Origin of the sequence: Tahibacter harae, from assembly GCF_024437735.1 — a bacterium.
Lineage (GTDB): Bacteria > Pseudomonadota > Gammaproteobacteria > Xanthomonadales > Rhodanobacteraceae > Tahibacter > Tahibacter harae.
This window is the reverse complement of record NZ_JANFQO010000011.1, coordinates 56,358-71,600: the sequence shown is the minus strand read 5'-3', so window position 1 is coordinate 71,600 and position 15,243 is coordinate 56,358. Positions and strand designations below refer to the sequence as shown.

At 69.2% G+C, this 15,243-nt stretch carries 10 protein-coding genes; 5 read left to right on the top strand and 5 right to left on the bottom strand.

The genetic code is table 11. From position 1 onward, the window contains the following. Positions 1-7: 7 nt before the first annotated feature. Positions 8-808 carry a 4,5-DOPA-extradiol-dioxygenase gene (ygiD, locus tag NM961_RS13140; protein ID WP_255914849.1) on the bottom strand — a complete coding sequence of 267 codons (801 nt, stop codon included), beginning with the start codon at positions 806-808 and terminating at the stop codon, positions 8-10. 604 nt (positions 809-1,412) lie between these two features. Here ygiD and NM961_RS13135 point away from each other — a divergent pair. Next, complete coding sequence (locus NM961_RS13135; RefSeq protein ID WP_255914848.1) at positions 1,413-2,102, top strand: outer membrane beta-barrel protein; 690 nt, start codon at positions 1,413-1,415, stop codon at positions 2,100-2,102. Positions 2,103-2,243: 141 nt separating this feature from the next. Beyond that, a complete protein-coding gene (locus tag NM961_RS13130; protein WP_255914847.1) occupies positions 2,244-4,091 on the top strand; it encodes a VWA domain-containing protein in 1,848 nt (615 codons plus the stop codon). Positions 4,092-4,308: 217 nt separating this feature from the next. On the opposite strand, the gene NM961_RS13125 is transcribed toward NM961_RS13130, so the two are convergent. Continuing rightward, entirely contained in the window at positions 4,309-4,944 is a 636-nt protein-coding gene (locus NM961_RS13125) for a YiiX family permuted papain-like enzyme (RefSeq protein WP_255914846.1), read from the bottom strand. Positions 4,945-5,267: 323 nt separating this feature from the next. Here NM961_RS13125 and NM961_RS13120 point away from each other — a divergent pair, with 323 nt between their 5' ends. Then, on the top strand, positions 5,268-5,972 hold the full coding sequence (locus tag NM961_RS13120; protein WP_255914845.1) for a DUF1287 domain-containing protein: 705 nt from the start codon (positions 5,268-5,270) through the stop codon (positions 5,970-5,972). A gap of 292 nt (positions 5,973-6,264) precedes the next feature. Here NM961_RS13120 and NM961_RS13115 read toward each other — a convergent pair whose 3' ends face one another. After that, a complete protein-coding gene (locus NM961_RS13115; protein ID WP_439334216.1) occupies positions 6,265-8,010 on the bottom strand; it encodes an alkaline phosphatase in 1,746 nt (581 codons plus the stop codon). A 150-nt stretch (positions 8,011-8,160) separates the two neighbouring features. On the opposite strand from NM961_RS13115, the gene NM961_RS13110 reads away from it, so the two are divergent. Continuing rightward, complete coding sequence (locus NM961_RS13110) at positions 8,161-10,149, top strand: bifunctional 2',3'-cyclic-nucleotide 2'-phosphodiesterase/3'-nucleotidase (protein ID WP_255914843.1); 1,989 nt, start codon at positions 8,161-8,163, stop codon at positions 10,147-10,149. Positions 10,150-10,465: 316 nt separating this feature from the next. Here the strand turns inward: NM961_RS13110 and NM961_RS13105 are convergent, their stop codons facing one another. Further along, positions 10,466-11,077: a hypothetical protein gene (locus NM961_RS13105; protein WP_255914842.1), complete on the bottom strand. Its 612-nt coding sequence runs from the start codon at positions 11,075-11,077 to the stop codon at positions 10,466-10,468. An 859-nt stretch (positions 11,078-11,936) separates the two neighbouring features. Between NM961_RS13105 and ubiA the strand changes: the two genes are divergently transcribed. Beyond that, positions 11,937-13,070 carry a 4-hydroxybenzoate octaprenyltransferase gene (gene ubiA, locus NM961_RS13100; RefSeq protein ID WP_305119173.1) on the top strand — a complete coding sequence of 378 codons (1,134 nt, stop codon included), beginning with the start codon at positions 11,937-11,939 and terminating at the stop codon, positions 13,068-13,070. Positions 13,071-13,454: 384 nt separating this feature from the next. Here the strand turns inward: ubiA and NM961_RS13095 are convergent, their stop codons facing one another. Beyond that, positions 13,455-15,161, bottom strand: a complete 1,707-nt coding sequence (locus NM961_RS13095) for a hypothetical protein (protein ID WP_255914841.1) — start codon at positions 15,159-15,161, stop codon at positions 13,455-13,457. Positions 15,162-15,243: the final 82 nt, after the last annotated feature.

Here is a 15,243-nt window from a genome sequence, read left to right as displayed (position 1 = left end):
CCGCGATTCAAGCAGGAAGCGGCGCAAAGCGCACGCTGCGCATGGACAGCGAACCCATGTCGAAGCCCGTGACCGGAAAATCGACCTGATCCTGCGCGCCGGCCGCGCCGACGGCGTACAGCAGCGGCAGGAAATGTTCCGGGCTGGGATGCGAAAGGGCGGCGTCGCTGCCCTGGAACAGCGCCACGGTCTTTTCGGGCTGGTCCGACTGCAGCGCCGCGGCGATATCCGCATCGAAGCGCTGCGCCCAGGCCGGCGTGGACGTATCGCCGGCGCGCCAGGCGCGGAAGGCATGGCCGAGGTTGTGCACGATATTGCCGCTGCCCAGGATCAGCACGCCCTGGTCGCGCAGCGGCGCGAGCTGCGCGCCCAGGGCGAGGTGCGCCGCCGGCGGCAGGCGGCTGTCCATGCTGAGCTGGATCACCGGCACATCGGCAGCCGGGAACAGGTGGCGCAGCACACTCCAGCTGCCGTGGTCCAGGCCCCATTCCTGGGTGGTGCGCAGGCGGCCGTCGCTGGCCGCGGCAATCTGCGCCGCCAGTTCCGGCGCGCCGGGCGCCGGGTATTGCACGGCGAACAGCTCGGCCGGGAAGCCGCCGAAATCGTGGATGGTCTGCGGCTGCGCCTGGGCGGTCAGCCGGCTGGGCGCCGGCTCGAACCAGTGCGCGGATATGGCCAGCACCGCGCGCGGGCGCACCAGTTGCGTGCCGAGTTCGCGCAGGGCGCGGCTCCAGCGGTTGTCCTCGATGGCGTTCATGGGCGAACCGTGGCCCAGGAACAAGACGGGCTGGCGGGCGGAAACAGTCATGGCAGTCCTGCGCAACAAAGCGGCAGCTCGCCCTGCCGTGGCTGCGCCAAGATGCGGCCGGGCGCGGGCGGATCAAGCACCGGCCAGCGCAACGGCCGCGGGAATGCCGCCGGACGCCAGCGGATCGGACACGGCCGCCGGCGACGGCACAACATCTGCGGCGCGGACACGATGGCGTGCGCTTTGGGGGAATCCGCGGACCAGCGCGTCCCACCGTTGTGACCGATGGGAAAGGCCAGGAAGGCCGACAGCCCGGCGCGGTGGACAGGGAGGTCCGCCGCGGCACGGAAACGCCGGGTCCAGGACGGACCCGGCGACCGGGCGATGCAGGCCGCAATCCTGACGCACCCGTGAGATTGCGCCGTGCGGCCTGCGGCCTGCATCGGCAGCCATTGTGCCGCCGCGGATCGCACCCGACTGCCGCGCGGCAGGTCAAATTTCGTGGCAGCCGCGGCCGGAGCTGCGCGCTGCCGCTTCACGCGACCGGCCAGGCCGTGTGCTAGCGTGCTGCCGTCGCCCCAGGGAGGTGGCGGCGACGCGGCAAGGCCGGCAGGTGCGCAGGGGCGCCGGCAACCACACCGATTACCATTCTGGAGATAGCAACATGTTTAAGAAACTGCTCGGCGCAACCCTGATCTGCGCCTGTGCCGGCACGGCCCAGGCCGGCGGCGAAGGCTTCTACGTCGGCGGCGGCATAGGCCAGGCACGCTACGACGACAGCCTGCCCAGCCAGATCCGCGACGCCTACCGCGGCAACAGCGGCTACGATTTTCTTTCCGCCGACCTGCGCGACGACACCGACCAGGCCTGGAAGATCTTCGGCGGCTACCGTTTCCTGCCCTGGCTGGGCGTGGAATTCGCCTGGGTCGACCTGGGCGAGGTGCACAGCAACTACGTGCTGCATTCGCGCGTGCCGCTGACCAATGCCAACGCCACCATCGACGGCCTGTACAACATCAGCGGCCCCAGCGCGACCGTGTTCGGCGAGCTGGATTTCACCGACAACGTCTCCGGCATCGTCCGCGCCGGCCTGTACAACGCCAAGACCGACTACGACGAAAGCGGCACCGCCGCCAGCGGCCGCCCGCACACCTACAGCCACAGCGAAAGCGATACCAAGGCCACCTTCGGCCTGGGCCTGAACGTGCGCGTGAACCCGCAGTGGGATGTGCGCCTGGACTGGGACCGCTACCAGCACGTGGGCAACCGCTTCGCACTCACCGACGACGGCAACGGCCGCTTCGACCATATCGACTTCGTCTCGATGAGCGTGGCCTACCGCTTCGGCCAGTAATGCCCCCGCGGGGGATCGCCCGTCGCGGCGGTTCCCCGCACCCTGCCCGGCCCTGCAGGGCCGCCGAAAAATTCCTGCGCAGGCAAAACCCCGGCATCGAGGAGGCGGCGTTGTACCCGCACCTCAACCCGGAGCACGACCATGCGCAGCACCCGCCTGAGCTTTGCGATCAGTCTCGCCCTGACCCTCGCCGCCTGCGCACAGAAGGAACCGATCTCCGCCACGCACGCGCGGCCCGAGCCTGCGCCGCAGGAGCAGATCGCCGCGACGCCGCCGGCTTCCGCGGTCAGCGCCGATGAAATTCAGGTGACCGGCTCGCGCACCGCCGCCACCGCGGCTCCGGCCGATCTGCGCGCCAAGCCGTCGCTGGAGAAGAGCGCCGACAAGTCCGAAGCCAAGGCCGGCCGCGCCGATCCGCAGGCGCTGGCCTATCGTCTGAAATCGGCCGTGCAGCCGCCGGCCAAACCCGCCGCCGCCAACTACGCCGGCGCGCCGCCGCCCGCCGGCATCGCCCTGGCCGCCGAAACCGCCCGCGCGCCGGAGCAGGAAGCCAATACCGAGCGTTACCAGGACCACGATGACAACCCGCTGCAGCTGACCGCGGAAAACCCGGTCTCCACCTTTTCCATCGATGTGGATACCGGCAGCTATACCAATGTGCGCCGCATGCTCAATGCCAACCAGCTGCCGCCGGCCGACGCGGTGCGCGCGGAGGAATTCCTCAACTATTTCGACTACGGCTACGCGCCGCCGGCGACGCGCGACACGCCCTTCAGCGTAACCACCGAACTGGCCGCCGCGCCGTGGAACGCCCAGCGCAAGCTGCTGCTGGTCGGCATCAAGGGCTACGAACTGCCGCGCAGCGAGGTCCCGCCATCCAACCTGGTGTTCCTGATCGACACCTCGGGCTCGATGAATTCCGCCGACAAGCTGCCGCTGCTGCGCGATGCGTTCAAGCAGCTGGTCGCCGGGCTGCGTGAGCAGGACCGCGTTTCCATGGTGGTCTACGCCGGCAGCGCCGGCCTGGTGCTGCCGCCGACGCCGGGCAACCAGCGCCAGCGCATACTCGAAGCGCTGGACGGCCTGGCCGCCGGCGGCTCCACCAACGGCGGCGCCGGCATACAGCTGGCCTATGCCATGGCGCGGCAGGCCTTCATCAAGGACGGCGTCAACCGCGTGGTGCTGGCCACCGACGGCGATTTCAACGTCGGCACCACCGACACTCAGGCGCTCAAGACCCTGGTTGCCCACCAGCGCGAAAGCGGCGTGGCGCTGACCACGCTGGGCTTCGGTGCCGGCAACTACAACGAGGAACTGGCCGAGCAGCTGGCCGACATCGGCAACGGCAACCACGCCTATATCGACAGTCTGGCCGAAGCGCGCAAGGTGCTGGTGGCCGAGGCCGGATCGACCCTGTTCACCATCGCCAAGGACGTCAAGATCCAGGTGGAATTCAACCCGGCCGCGGTCGCCGAATACCGCCTGATCGGCTACGAGAACCGCAAGCTGCGGCGCGAAGATTTCAACAATGACAAAGTGGACGCGGGCGAGATCGGCGCCGGCCACGATGTCACCGCACTGTACGAGCTGACCCTGACCGGCGACGCCGGCCAGGTCGATCCGCTGCGCTACGGCGGCGCCAGGCCGGCCAATACCGTCAGCGCCGAGGAAATCGCCTTCGTCAAGCTGCGCTACAAGCAACCGGACCAGGACAGCAGCCGCCTGATCGAACGCCCGCTGCGCCGCAGCGAACTGCAGCAAAGCGCGAGCGAACGCCTGCGCTTCGCCGCGGCGGTCGCGGCCTTCGCCGATTCGCTGCGCGGCGGTTCCCATCTCGGCAAGTTCGACCTGAACGGCATCGCCGCGCTGGCCCGCGCCGCCCGCGGCGAGGACAGCGACGGCTATCGCGCCGAATTCGTGCAGCTGGTCGAAGCGGCCCGGCGCATCAAGGGCGAACAGCCCGCGCAGATCGCCCGCATCGCCGACTGAGCAACCCGCCGCGCGCCGGGTTTCCTGCGCAGGAAGCGCGGGACGGCGCGCGGCTTTCTGCCCCGGGGACTTTCATCCGGTGCGTCCGTCCGGTGCGACGATTGCACCGGGCGGATCCACCGGATGCGTTTTCGGACTTATCCGGTTTTTTCCGATGCGGTTTCTCTCAGCGACGCCCCAGCGATTTCCGCGCAGAAGCCACGGCCGCGCGCGCAGCTCATTCCGAAGCGACGGTCTGCAGCAATTCGCTATCGAACATGGCCGCCGGGGAAATCACGATCTCGTCCAGCGGAATCTGCTGGCCGTAGCGCTCGTGCAACTTGGCCTTGACCGCGGCATCGGTCAAATCGAAATCGCGCAGGCGCTGGGTCTCGCCCAGGCGCACGCCGAACGCGCGCTGATAGGCCTTCCACACCAGTTCGGAGCAATAGATGCGCGCATCCGACCAGGCGAAGGCGAGATCGTAGGGCCGGCCGGCCAACGCCGTCGCCTCCCGGCGCAGGCGCGCGGCACCGGCGGCATCCAGCCGCTGCGGCGCCTCGCGCCAGCGCTTGACCACGTAGCTGCCGCCCTCGCCGCGAGCGATCCACTGCGCCAGCGGCGTGAACTTCACCGTAGATACGGCCTCGAACACATAGGGCTTGCCGTCCTTGTGCAGCACCAGGCCCATATGGCTGTAGCGCGAATGCGTCGCGCGCTGGATGGTGGCGCTCTGGGCCGAGCGCGAGGTATGGAAGATGATGTCGCCGTCGCGCAAGGCCGGCTCGCGACCGCAGGCAGCCAGCGGCAATGTTGCGAGCAGCACGATCGGCCACAGCAAGCGGCGCACGCGCGAACGGGGCAGATCCGACATGAGGGAATTCCTGCGATGACGTTGACTGGATGCCGCTTCGCGATACCGGCTGATCTACCGGCGCCTTGCGACGGCGAGGGTGTCGCCGTGCTCAATACCACGCGGAGGCGGGCGATGTTCCCGCTGCGGCGCCCGTTGTGCCGCCGCCGGCGCGGGACATGGGCTGCCGGGCGGGCTTTCGCCGTGACCCTTGCCGCTCCCGCAAGCGCTTCCGCAGCGGCCAGTCCGCACCTGGACCTGTTGCGGGCCCACCCTCCTTTGCTGCCGAGCAGGCGCTCTGCGGTCCCGCTATCCGCAGTCCTCCTTTCGGCCGGGCTTCCCGCATGAATCCGTTCCCGTTCTTTCACGCCCCTCTTCCGGCCGGTCTGTTCCTCAGCCTGTGCGCCGGCCTGGCCACGGCACAGACGCCGGCGGCCGCGACGGACGCTGCCGCAAAACCACGGTCGTCCCCGGTTGCGGCGCAAGCAGCGGCGGCCTTCCCCGACGACTTCATCGCCGCGGCGCGCCGGCAGATCGGCGTGACACGCTACTACGATCCGGCCTATGTGCGCCTGCCCTATCCCAACGGCGATGTGCCGGCCGAGCGCGGCGTCTGCACCGATGTGGTGATACGCGCCTACCGCGCCCTGGGCGTGGACTTGCAGCAGCGCGTGCACGAGGACATGCGCGCGGCCTGGGCGGCCTATCCCAAGCTTTGGGGCCTGCGCTCCACCGACCGCAACATCGACCACCGCCGCGTACCCAACCTGGCGGCCTTCTTCACCCGCCACGGCCAGCGCCTGTCCATCAGCCAGACCGACGCCTCGATCTACGCACCCGGCGATATCGTCACCTGGCGGCTGCCTTCCGGCGTGCCGCATATCGGCATCGTCTCCGCCCAGCGCCGCGGCGGCCGTCCGCTGATCCTGCACAACATCGGCGCCGGGACGCAGCTGGAGGACATGCTGTTCGACTACACGGTGACGGGGCGGTACCGGTATGAGCCGGAGGCCGGGCAGGCGGCGTCGGCAAAGTCGCGCAAGCCGTGAAACCGGCTGGCCCTGCATGGGAACGATCAGGATCGTGCCGCCGCTCGTTGCTGCGATACGCCTTCCTGCGGGAGCGGCAGGGCAAGGAAAGCAAGCACCGGGCAGCCGGATCGCGTATGAACCAGCGCTCTCCCCCAAGCTCGCTTGGGGGAGAGGGAGTTTCCGCTTTGCTCAATGAAGTTCGGTAATTCCTGCTTGCCAAAAAATTCGAAGTTTCGCCGCACAGTCACGGCGAATCTCGAATCTCGAATCTGAAATCCCGGATCCGATCCCGGATCTCCGATCCCGCCCTTCACTTCCCCAGCAAACTGGCCCGATCCGGCAGCTTCACCGGCACCTTGTCCGCATTGCAGCTACCGCTGGCGCAGAGTTTGGCGCGCAGCAGCGGCGCGCTCTGTACGATGATGTGGAAGATGACGTTCTGTTCCAGTTCGCCGTGGAAGGCCTGGGCGCCGGGGCCTCGGGCGAAGATGGCGACGTCTTCGCCGCCGTGGGATTCGCCCATGAAGGGCACGGTGGCTTCCTGCATGTAGTCCGGCGCAGTGGTGTCGACCTTGCGCAGGTCGGGCCGGCCCTTGGGCGCGCCCAGCAGCTTCTTGTAGTAGTGCGGGAAGGTCTTGGGCCCTTCGGGCTGGGTGTCGGTGGCGCCGGTATAGCCCGGGCCGTTGGCATAGCCCAGCGTGGTATAGGGCTGCTGGCCCTGGTCCAGCGCCAGCGATTCGCCGGAATCCTCGAAATCCGAGCCGCCGTGGACCAGGCCCATCATGGGATTGCCGCGCTGCGGATAGCCGGCGAAGGTCATGGTGTGGGAATGGTCCGCGGTCACCACGATCAGGGTGTCGGCCGCATCGGTATCGTCCAGCGCGACCTGCACCGCATCGGCGAAGGCGATGGTGTCGGTCAACGCGCGGTAGGCGTTGCCGGCGTGGTGGGCGTGGTCGATGCGGCCGCCTTCGACCATCAGGAAATAGCCCTTGGGATTCTTCTTCAGCAGCTTCAGCGCCGTGCGCGTCATCTCGGCCAGGCTGGGCTCGTCGGCGGCGACGCGGCCCGGTTCGGCGGCCGGATTCTGCCGATCGTGGTCGAACTTCATGTGCGAGCGTTCGAACAGGCCGAGCAGGTGGCGTGTAGCGCCAATATCCACCTTGTCAAATTGTTCCTTGTTCCACACATAGGCGGCACCGGGTCGTGCGCTCCACTGCGCGACCAGGTCGCGCTGGTCCAGGCGCTTGCCGGGGCGGCCGGGCTCTTCCGGATCGCGCTGGGTCGGCAGCATGAAGTTCTCGCGGCCGCCGCCCAGGGCCACTTCCAGGCCATCGCCAAAGGGGTTTTCGATCAGCTGGCGGGCGAAGTCGGCGCAATCGCCGCCCTTCTCCGACTCCTTCACGTTGACGTCGGCTTCCCAGTTGCGCTCGGGCAGGTGGCCGTAGGTCGCCGCCGGCGTGGCGTGAGTGAGCTTGGTGGTGGTGACCGCACCGGTGGCCATGCCGGCGAGTTCGGCCAGCTCCAGCATGCTCAGCAGCTCGTTGCCGCGGGTGGAGGCGCAATCGCTGCGCAGCGCGCCCTGGCCGACGCCGATGAAGCCGGCCTTGGTCTTTACCCCGCTCATGATGGCCGTCATGGTGCCGGCCGAATCCGGCGTCTGCGAATCGGTCTCGTAGGTGCGGCTCAGCGCGGTGTAAGGCAGGGTCTCGAAAGCCAGGCGCGTGCTTTCGCCGTCCTTGCCCTGGCGCTGGCCGGCCAGGATATGCGCCGCGGCGATGGTGGTGATGCTCATGCCGTCGCCGAGGAAGACGATCACATTCTTCGCCCGCGGCGGCGTGGCGCCGACATTGGCATGCGCCGCGGCCGCGCCGGCGGTGAACCACCACTGCGCGGTTTCCTGCTGCGGCCGGGTGATCTGCGGCACCGTGATCGGGTTTGCCGAAGTGCCGGCCGCCGCCGGCGCTTCGGGCCGGGTGGCGCAGGCGCTGAGGCCGAAGGCGATCAGGCAGGGCAGCAGGCGCAGATGTTTCACGGGGCGTTCTCCGGCAGGAATTGCAACGATAGGCGGCGAGTGTGACAGCGCCGGGTTGCGCCCGCTATCGGCCCCGCGACAGACGCCGCGACCGCACCAGGCCGGCCTGGACATGCGACCGACGCGCACCGGTGCTAAGGTGCGGCCCCGACTTCCTCAGCCCTGCCGCCCATGTCCCGTGCCGTCCTCGCCCTCAGTCTCGCCCTCGCCCTGACCGCCTGCGCCGCCGGCCAGAAGAAAGGTCCCAGCCTGCAGGACGGCGCCCGCGCCGATGTAGCCCTGCTGGAAACCACCGACCTGCACGCCAATGTGCTGAGCTTCGACTACTTCAAGGGCGTGATAGATCCGACCCTGGGCTTCGAGCGCGTCGCCACCCTGATCCGCGAGGCGCGCAAGGAAAACCCGAACAGCTTCCTGTTCGACGATGGCGACACCATCCAGGGCACCGCACTGTCGGACTACCAGGCCCTGGCCCAGCGCCTGCCCTGCGGCGAGAAGCTGGCCATGTACAAGGCCATGGATGCGCTGGGCTACGACGCCGCGGCCATAGGCAATCACGAATTCAACTACGGCCTGGACTACCTGGCCCAGGTCACCGGCACGCCCATGAACGCCGACGGCGTGACCACGCCGCGCTGCACCGGCCCGTCCTTTCCCTTCGTGCTCAGCAATGTGTTCTCCGCCCGCGACGGCAAGCCGCTGTACGCGCCCTGGCACGTGGTGGAGAAGACCATCACCGCCTATACGCCCGACGGCAGCGCGCTCAGCGTGCCGCTGCGCGTGGGCGTGCTGGGCTTTGCGCCGCCGCCGATCCTGAAATGGGACAAGCGCAATCTCGAAGGCAAGGTCACGGTGATGGGTGTGGTCGAGGCAGCCCAGCGCTATCTGCCGGAGCTGCGCGCGCAGAAAGTCGACCTGGTCGTGGCGGTGTCGCACGGCGGGCTGAATCCTTCGCCCTACAACGTCGACATGGAGAACGCCAACTGGCATCTGGCCGGCATCGCCGGCATCGACGCGATCATGCTGGGCCATTCCCACGACACCTTTCCCAACGCCAGCAATCCCAAGTCGCGCTTCAACAACATGCCCGAGGTGGACAACGAACGCGGCCTGGTGCGCGGCGTGCCGGCGGTCATGGGCAGCTTCTGGGGCAAGGGACTGGGCCTCATCAAGCTGGCGCTGGAACGCAAGGACGGCCGCTGGCAGGTAGTCAAGGACAAGAGCTACAGCGAAGTGCGGCCTATCTGCCCCAAGGGCGGCGACTGCGTCGCGCCGGATGTGGAAATCGGCCGCATCGTCGATGCCGAGCACCGCGCCACCATCGCCTGGGTGGAGACCGCGATAGGCCAGAGCGATTTCCACCTGAGCACGTATTTCGCCGACCAGGGCGACGTCAGCGCGCTGGGCGTGGTCAATGCCGCGCAGCGCGCCTTCACCCAGGAATGGATCAAGGCCGAGCGGCCGGACCTGGCCGGGGTGCCGGTGCTCTCCGCCGCTGCCGCATTCAAGGCCGGCTTCGCCGGGCCGGAGGATTACAGCGACGTCAAGCCGGGCAAAATCACGATCAAGAGCGCGGCCGATCTGTACCTCTATCCCAATACCATCGCCGCGGTGAAGATCGACGGCGCTGTGCTCAAGGGCTGGCTGGAAAAATCCGCCGAGCGTTTCAACCGCATCGACCCGCAGGCGGCCGAGGCGCAGGCGCTGATCAACACCAAGGTACCGACCTACAACTTCGATGTGATCCAGGGCGACCTGAACTACACCATAGACCTGACCCGCGCGTCCGGCGAGAAGATCGTCAAGCTCGAATACCAGGGCAAGCCGGTGCAGCCGCAGCAGCCCTTCATCGTCGCCACCAACAATTACCGCGCCAGCGGCAGCGGCAACATTCCCGGCCTGGACGGCAAGAACATCGTCATGTCCGAGGAAGTGACCAACCGCGACGTGGTGATCGAGTGGATCCGCAGGCATCCGCAGCTCAAGCGCAGCGACATCCAGCCCAGCCCGGTCAGCTTCGCCCCGCTCAAGCTCAAGGCCCCGCTCACCTTCCGCACCCGCGCCGGCCAGGCCGGCGTGGCCAGGGCCAACGGCATCAAGGGCGTGGCGGAGCTGAAGGACAATGGGGACGGGACGGCGACGTACAGCTTCTCGCCGTGATGCACTAGAGCCCTCTGCCCCAAGCGCGTTCGCGCGTTTGGGGGAGGGAGTATTTCGCCTCGTGTTGGTGCAGTCGCATGTGTTGCGTACGCTTTGTGCAGGAAACGCCCTCGCCGCTTGCCGCGACAGTCCATTCCTCCGCAGCGCCGGCACCGCAGCACTCCTGACGCTGTAATTGCGCACGCTTCCACACACCGCCGCAATACCGCGCTGCACTTCGCAGACTGTGCACAAGATGCCGCAGCGCGGGTCCGCAATCGCGCCCGCCCGGCTACACTCGCGCAATGAGCAAGAAACCCGAAGCGCCCGGCGACGATCAGGCCGCAACCCCGCCTTCCGCTTCCCGCAGCCGCCGCAAGCCGGCGCCCGCCGACAGCGGCGGCCCGGACGGCGATGCCGGCGCGGCGGCGGAAAGCGGCACCAGCCGTGCACGCGCGCCGCGCAAGCCGGCGGCCAGGGCGGACGCAACGGCAGAGACCGCCGCGGCGGCGCCCGCGAAAACGGGAATCGCGGGGACAGAGGCTGCCGGTACCGGAACAGCCATTGAGGCCGCCACGACCAAGCCTCGCGCGCGTACGCCGCGCGCCAAGGCGGCGGCGAATCCTGCATCGCCGCCGGCCCCGGGCGCCGATCCGGCAGCACCCGTCCCGGCGCCGCGTACAACGGCGAGGACTACCGCACCGAAAAGCGGAACCGCCACGGCCAGGCCCGCTGCGGCGGAAATGACCGCAGCCCCAGGAAAGACACCGGCTGCCGCGACGACAGCTCCGGCTGCCGCGCCGGCAATGCCCGCGGCGGACATGGCCGCGCCAATGGCGAGTTCCGCGCCGGCCGCAACGACGCCGGCCGCGCCGGCAACGGCACCGCCAGCTTCCACAGCCAGGCCGACCACACAGCCCGCACCGCCCGCTGCCGCGCCTTCCGCCATGCCTGCTGCACCCGTGGCGCAGACAGCCGTCACAGCCGCTCCGGCGAAACCAGCAGCAGCCCCTGTGCAACCCGCTGCCGCAACGGCGATGCCGCCAGATATCGCTTCGCCGGCAAGACCAGCGGCAGTGCCTGCACAGCCCGCTACAGTACAGGCGGCGGCTGCGAAACCCGGGACGATGGCTGGACAGCCAGCTGCGGCCGGTCCCGCAACACCAGCGGCCGCGCCTGCACAATCCGCTACCGAACCGGCCGCTTCTACAAGATCCGCTGCGACGGCGGCACAACCGGCTGCCGCTGCTTCGGCGAACCCGCCGCCGCCCCCCGAACGGACTGCCGCTGCGCTGCAAGCGCCCGCAAAATCGGCAGCGACCCCGATTGCCGCCGCCTCGCCGGCCTCTCCGATGGCGCCAGCAGCGACGCCGGTTCTGCCTGCCGCAACGCCGTCGCCGGCTCCCGCAAGACCGGTCCCCCGCCCGCCGCCGCCAGGCGCTATGCCGTCATCGTCCGCGGCGAAGCCGGCTGCAGCGCCCGCGGCCGCGGTACCGGCCACTTCGGCGCAGCCGGGTGCCGTGCCGGTCCATTCCGCCGCAGTGCCGGCTTCTAGCGCCGGTCTGGCCACAGCGCCGGCTTCTAACGCCACTCCAGCCGCAGCGGGCGCACGGTCCGCCGTTGCGCCGCCGCGTGCCGTTGCCACATCAGCCGCCGCACCGCCTCCGGCTGCCGCCGCAGCAGCGCCGCAGACAGCCGCCCCGCCCGCTGTCCCGGCCAAGCCAACGGCAACGCCGGCGCAGACGGCGACACCCGCACGCGCTACACCGCAGGCGGCCTCCGCGCGGCCGGCTGCGGAAACGCCCGCCATGTCCGCTGCATCCGCTGCGCACGAGAAGGTCGAGGCGGAGGAGCCCTCGCCGCCCCCCGCCTTCCTGCGCAGCCCGGCCGCAGCGCCCAGGCCCGCAGCCGCCGGGGCGAAACCAGCCGCCACGCCGGGCCGCGGCGGCAAGGCAACGGCCAAACAGCCGCCGCCGGCGCATCCGGCCGATGCCTCGGCCCGCTCGCGCGGCGTGCTGGAAGCCCTGCTGCGCCTGCTGCCCAAGGGCTGGCGCGACAGCACGCGCGACTACCTGGTGCTGATGCGCATGGACCGCCCCATCGGCGCGCTGCTGCTGCTGTGGCCGACCTGGTGGGCGCTGTGGCTGGCACAGGGCGATTTCCCGCCGCCGCACCTGCTGGTCATCTTCACCATCGGCGTATTCCTGATGCGCGCGGCCGGCTGCGTGATCAACGACTATGCCGACCGCTGGCTGGATCCCCAGGTCGAACGCACCCGCGGCCGGCCCATCGCCGCCGGCCGGGTCACGCCGCGGGCGGCGCTGGTGCTGTTCGGCGTGCTGATGCTGCTGGCCTTCGGCCTGGTACTGCTGACCAATACCCGCACCGTACTGCTGTCCCTGGGCGGCGCGGCGCTGGCCACGCTGTATCCCTTCGCCAAGCGCCATACCCACCTGCCCCAGGTCGTGCTGGGCGCTGCCTTCGGCTGGTCGATTCCCATGGCCTTCGCCGCGGTCAAGGGCGGCGGCGCCAACGTGGGCTGGTTCGACGCGCTGCCGCCGCTGTGCTGGCTGCTGTTCCTGGCCAACGTGATCTGGGCGACGGTCTACGACACCGAATACGCCATGGTCGACCGCGACGAGGACATCGCCGCCGGCTCCAAATCTACCGCCATCCTGTTCGGCGACGACGACCGCATGATCCTCGGCGTGCTGATGGCGACCCTGATCCTGGCCCTGGTGCTGATCGGCAGCCGCGCCGGCCTGCACTGGGTCTACTACCTGGGCGTAGCCGCCGCCGCCGGGCTGTGCGCCTGGCAGCAATGGCTGATCCGCGCCCGCGAGCGCGCCGCCTGCTTTGCGGCCTTCCGCAACAACCTGTGGCTGGGAATGGTGGTATGGGCGGGGATCTGTCTGGCGCTGGCGTTGAAGCATCCGTTGTAGCGGACAAACGGGCCGACGAAGCGACGCTTCAAACGTGCGCCGTAGCATAAAGCCCTCCCCACGCACGGAACGTGCTTGGGGAGAGGGTTGGGTGAGGGGGCAGCGCATCAGTCTGCGAAGAATCCCGGTTTTCGCCGGATCTTCGCTTGTTGAAGAATCGGGCGAAAATCCAAACGGTGAGGCGCGTTGATCGCCCCCCTCACCCCGACCCTCTCCCCCAACGGCTGCGTCGTTGGGGAGAGGGAGCTTTTTCCCGCACTCCGACGCGGCTTCACCACAACCAGTCTCTGCCGCATCAGCCAACTCTGTTGACGCGGGCTTCGCCACAACCAATCTCAGCCACATCAGCCCGCTCTGTTGCCGTGAGCTGTCCGATTTCCCCGTTCAGTTCATGGATTCGGCGTAATCGAACGCCGCCTTATCGATCTGCAGCACCGCATAACCGCTGCCGAGGTGGCGGCGCAGATAGACCACGCCTTTTTCCTCCTTCACGACCAGGCCCTGCATGGGCGGGCGGGTCTTCATGTAGACGCGGGCGTACTGGCCGACCATCTTGCCGAGCTGGGCGTAATCGACGCGGGTGCCGGCGGGAACGTAGTTGTCCGGCAGGCTGGTGTCGGCACCGCCGCGGGCGCTGGCGACGATGGGCGGGGGCGCCGCCGCGGGCGCGGCGGCCGTGCCCGCGGCCGGGCTTGCCATGGCCGTTGCGGCTGGAACGATCGCTGCGACGGAAGCTGGCGCCGCCGGCCTGGCCGATGCCGGCAGCGGCGGGTCGTTGAGGAAGGAACTGGTCGCAGGTGCCGCCGCGGCGGGCCGCGCCGCGTTCGCGGTAGCTGCGACGGCCGGTGGCGCAGCCGGCGTCGTCGCGCCGCTTGCCGATGTCGCGGCCACGCCGCCCGGCGCCGCAATGCCCGTTGCAGCACTACCCGCCAGCGCTGCAGCCGTTTCCACCGGCGCCGTCGCGCGGAGGCCCGCCGTGCCGTTACGCACCGGATCGGCCCCTTCGGCCTGTAGCACGGCCAGGGTGTTGAGGGCGTAGTCCGCATCCTCGTCGGCTTCCGGCAGCGGCTGCACGGCGCGGGACTCCAGGCCGAACGGCAGTGCCTTGCCGTTGAGGCTGAAGCGGCCCTGCAGCTGCGCCAGCCAGCTGCCGACATTGGGATCGGCATAGCGCTCGGCGGTCAGCGCGGGCTGGTATTCGACGCTGATGTCGAGCTTGCCGCCGTTCGTGGCGTAGTCGCGGTAGGCGGCGGCCATGTCGGCGTTGGCGCGCAGGCCGGCGCTGGCCAGCAGGCGCTGCACGGCGGCGATATGACGGTCGGCGAACTGGGCCGGGGTGATCTTGTCCTTGCCGGCGCAGTAGCGGTTGCGCGCGGCAACGAAACCTTCGTCGGCCAGGCTCCAGCTGTCGGCAGTGACGGCGTTCTTGCCGCCGTCGAGCAGGCTGAACAGCGAGTAGTTGTCGTTCATCTGCATGCGGCCGCGGTAGCTCACGCTGGCCACGCCGGGGGTGTGCAGATCCTCTTCCAGGATCAGCGTCTCCCTGTCGCGCTTGTAATGGACCACCAGCTCGGTAGGCCCGGGCTGCAGGCCCATGTCGCGCAGTTCGGCACTGCTCCAGAGGCTGTCCCCGGCGCAGCCGTCGGCCTCGAACGGCGAAGCGCTGGCCGCACCGAAGGCACCGAGCATGGCAGTGAAGGGCTGACCGTATTCGCCGCTGCCGCCCTTGAGGGTGATGCGCACTTCGTTGATGGCATTGAGCATGGAGCCGCGCCGGCGCGAGAAGGCGCTGCGCAGGTACTGCCAGGTGGGCACTTCCACCGTCACTTCCTCGAAGCGGAACGGCTGCAGGCCGCTGCCTTCCAGCGCGGGGAACACTACGTCCTTGGCCGTGACGGTGCCGGTCAGGCTGGGCCAGGCGGCGCGGTAGGTGGTGTCATCGGCCGGGAAGGCCAGATACAGCGCGCGGCCGAGCACGAAATTGGCGTGGCGCATGGTCCAGAAGCCCAGCACGGCGATCACGAATACGGCACTGAGTACGCGCTTGAACGAAAGACCCGCCTGGCGCCGGTGCAAGCCCTTGGCCGTCATGGAAATTCCCCCGGATGGATGGCCCTAGTATGCCGCGCCTGGCGGCGGCCGAAAGCGGACCGGCCCGGCATTTTGCCCGCCG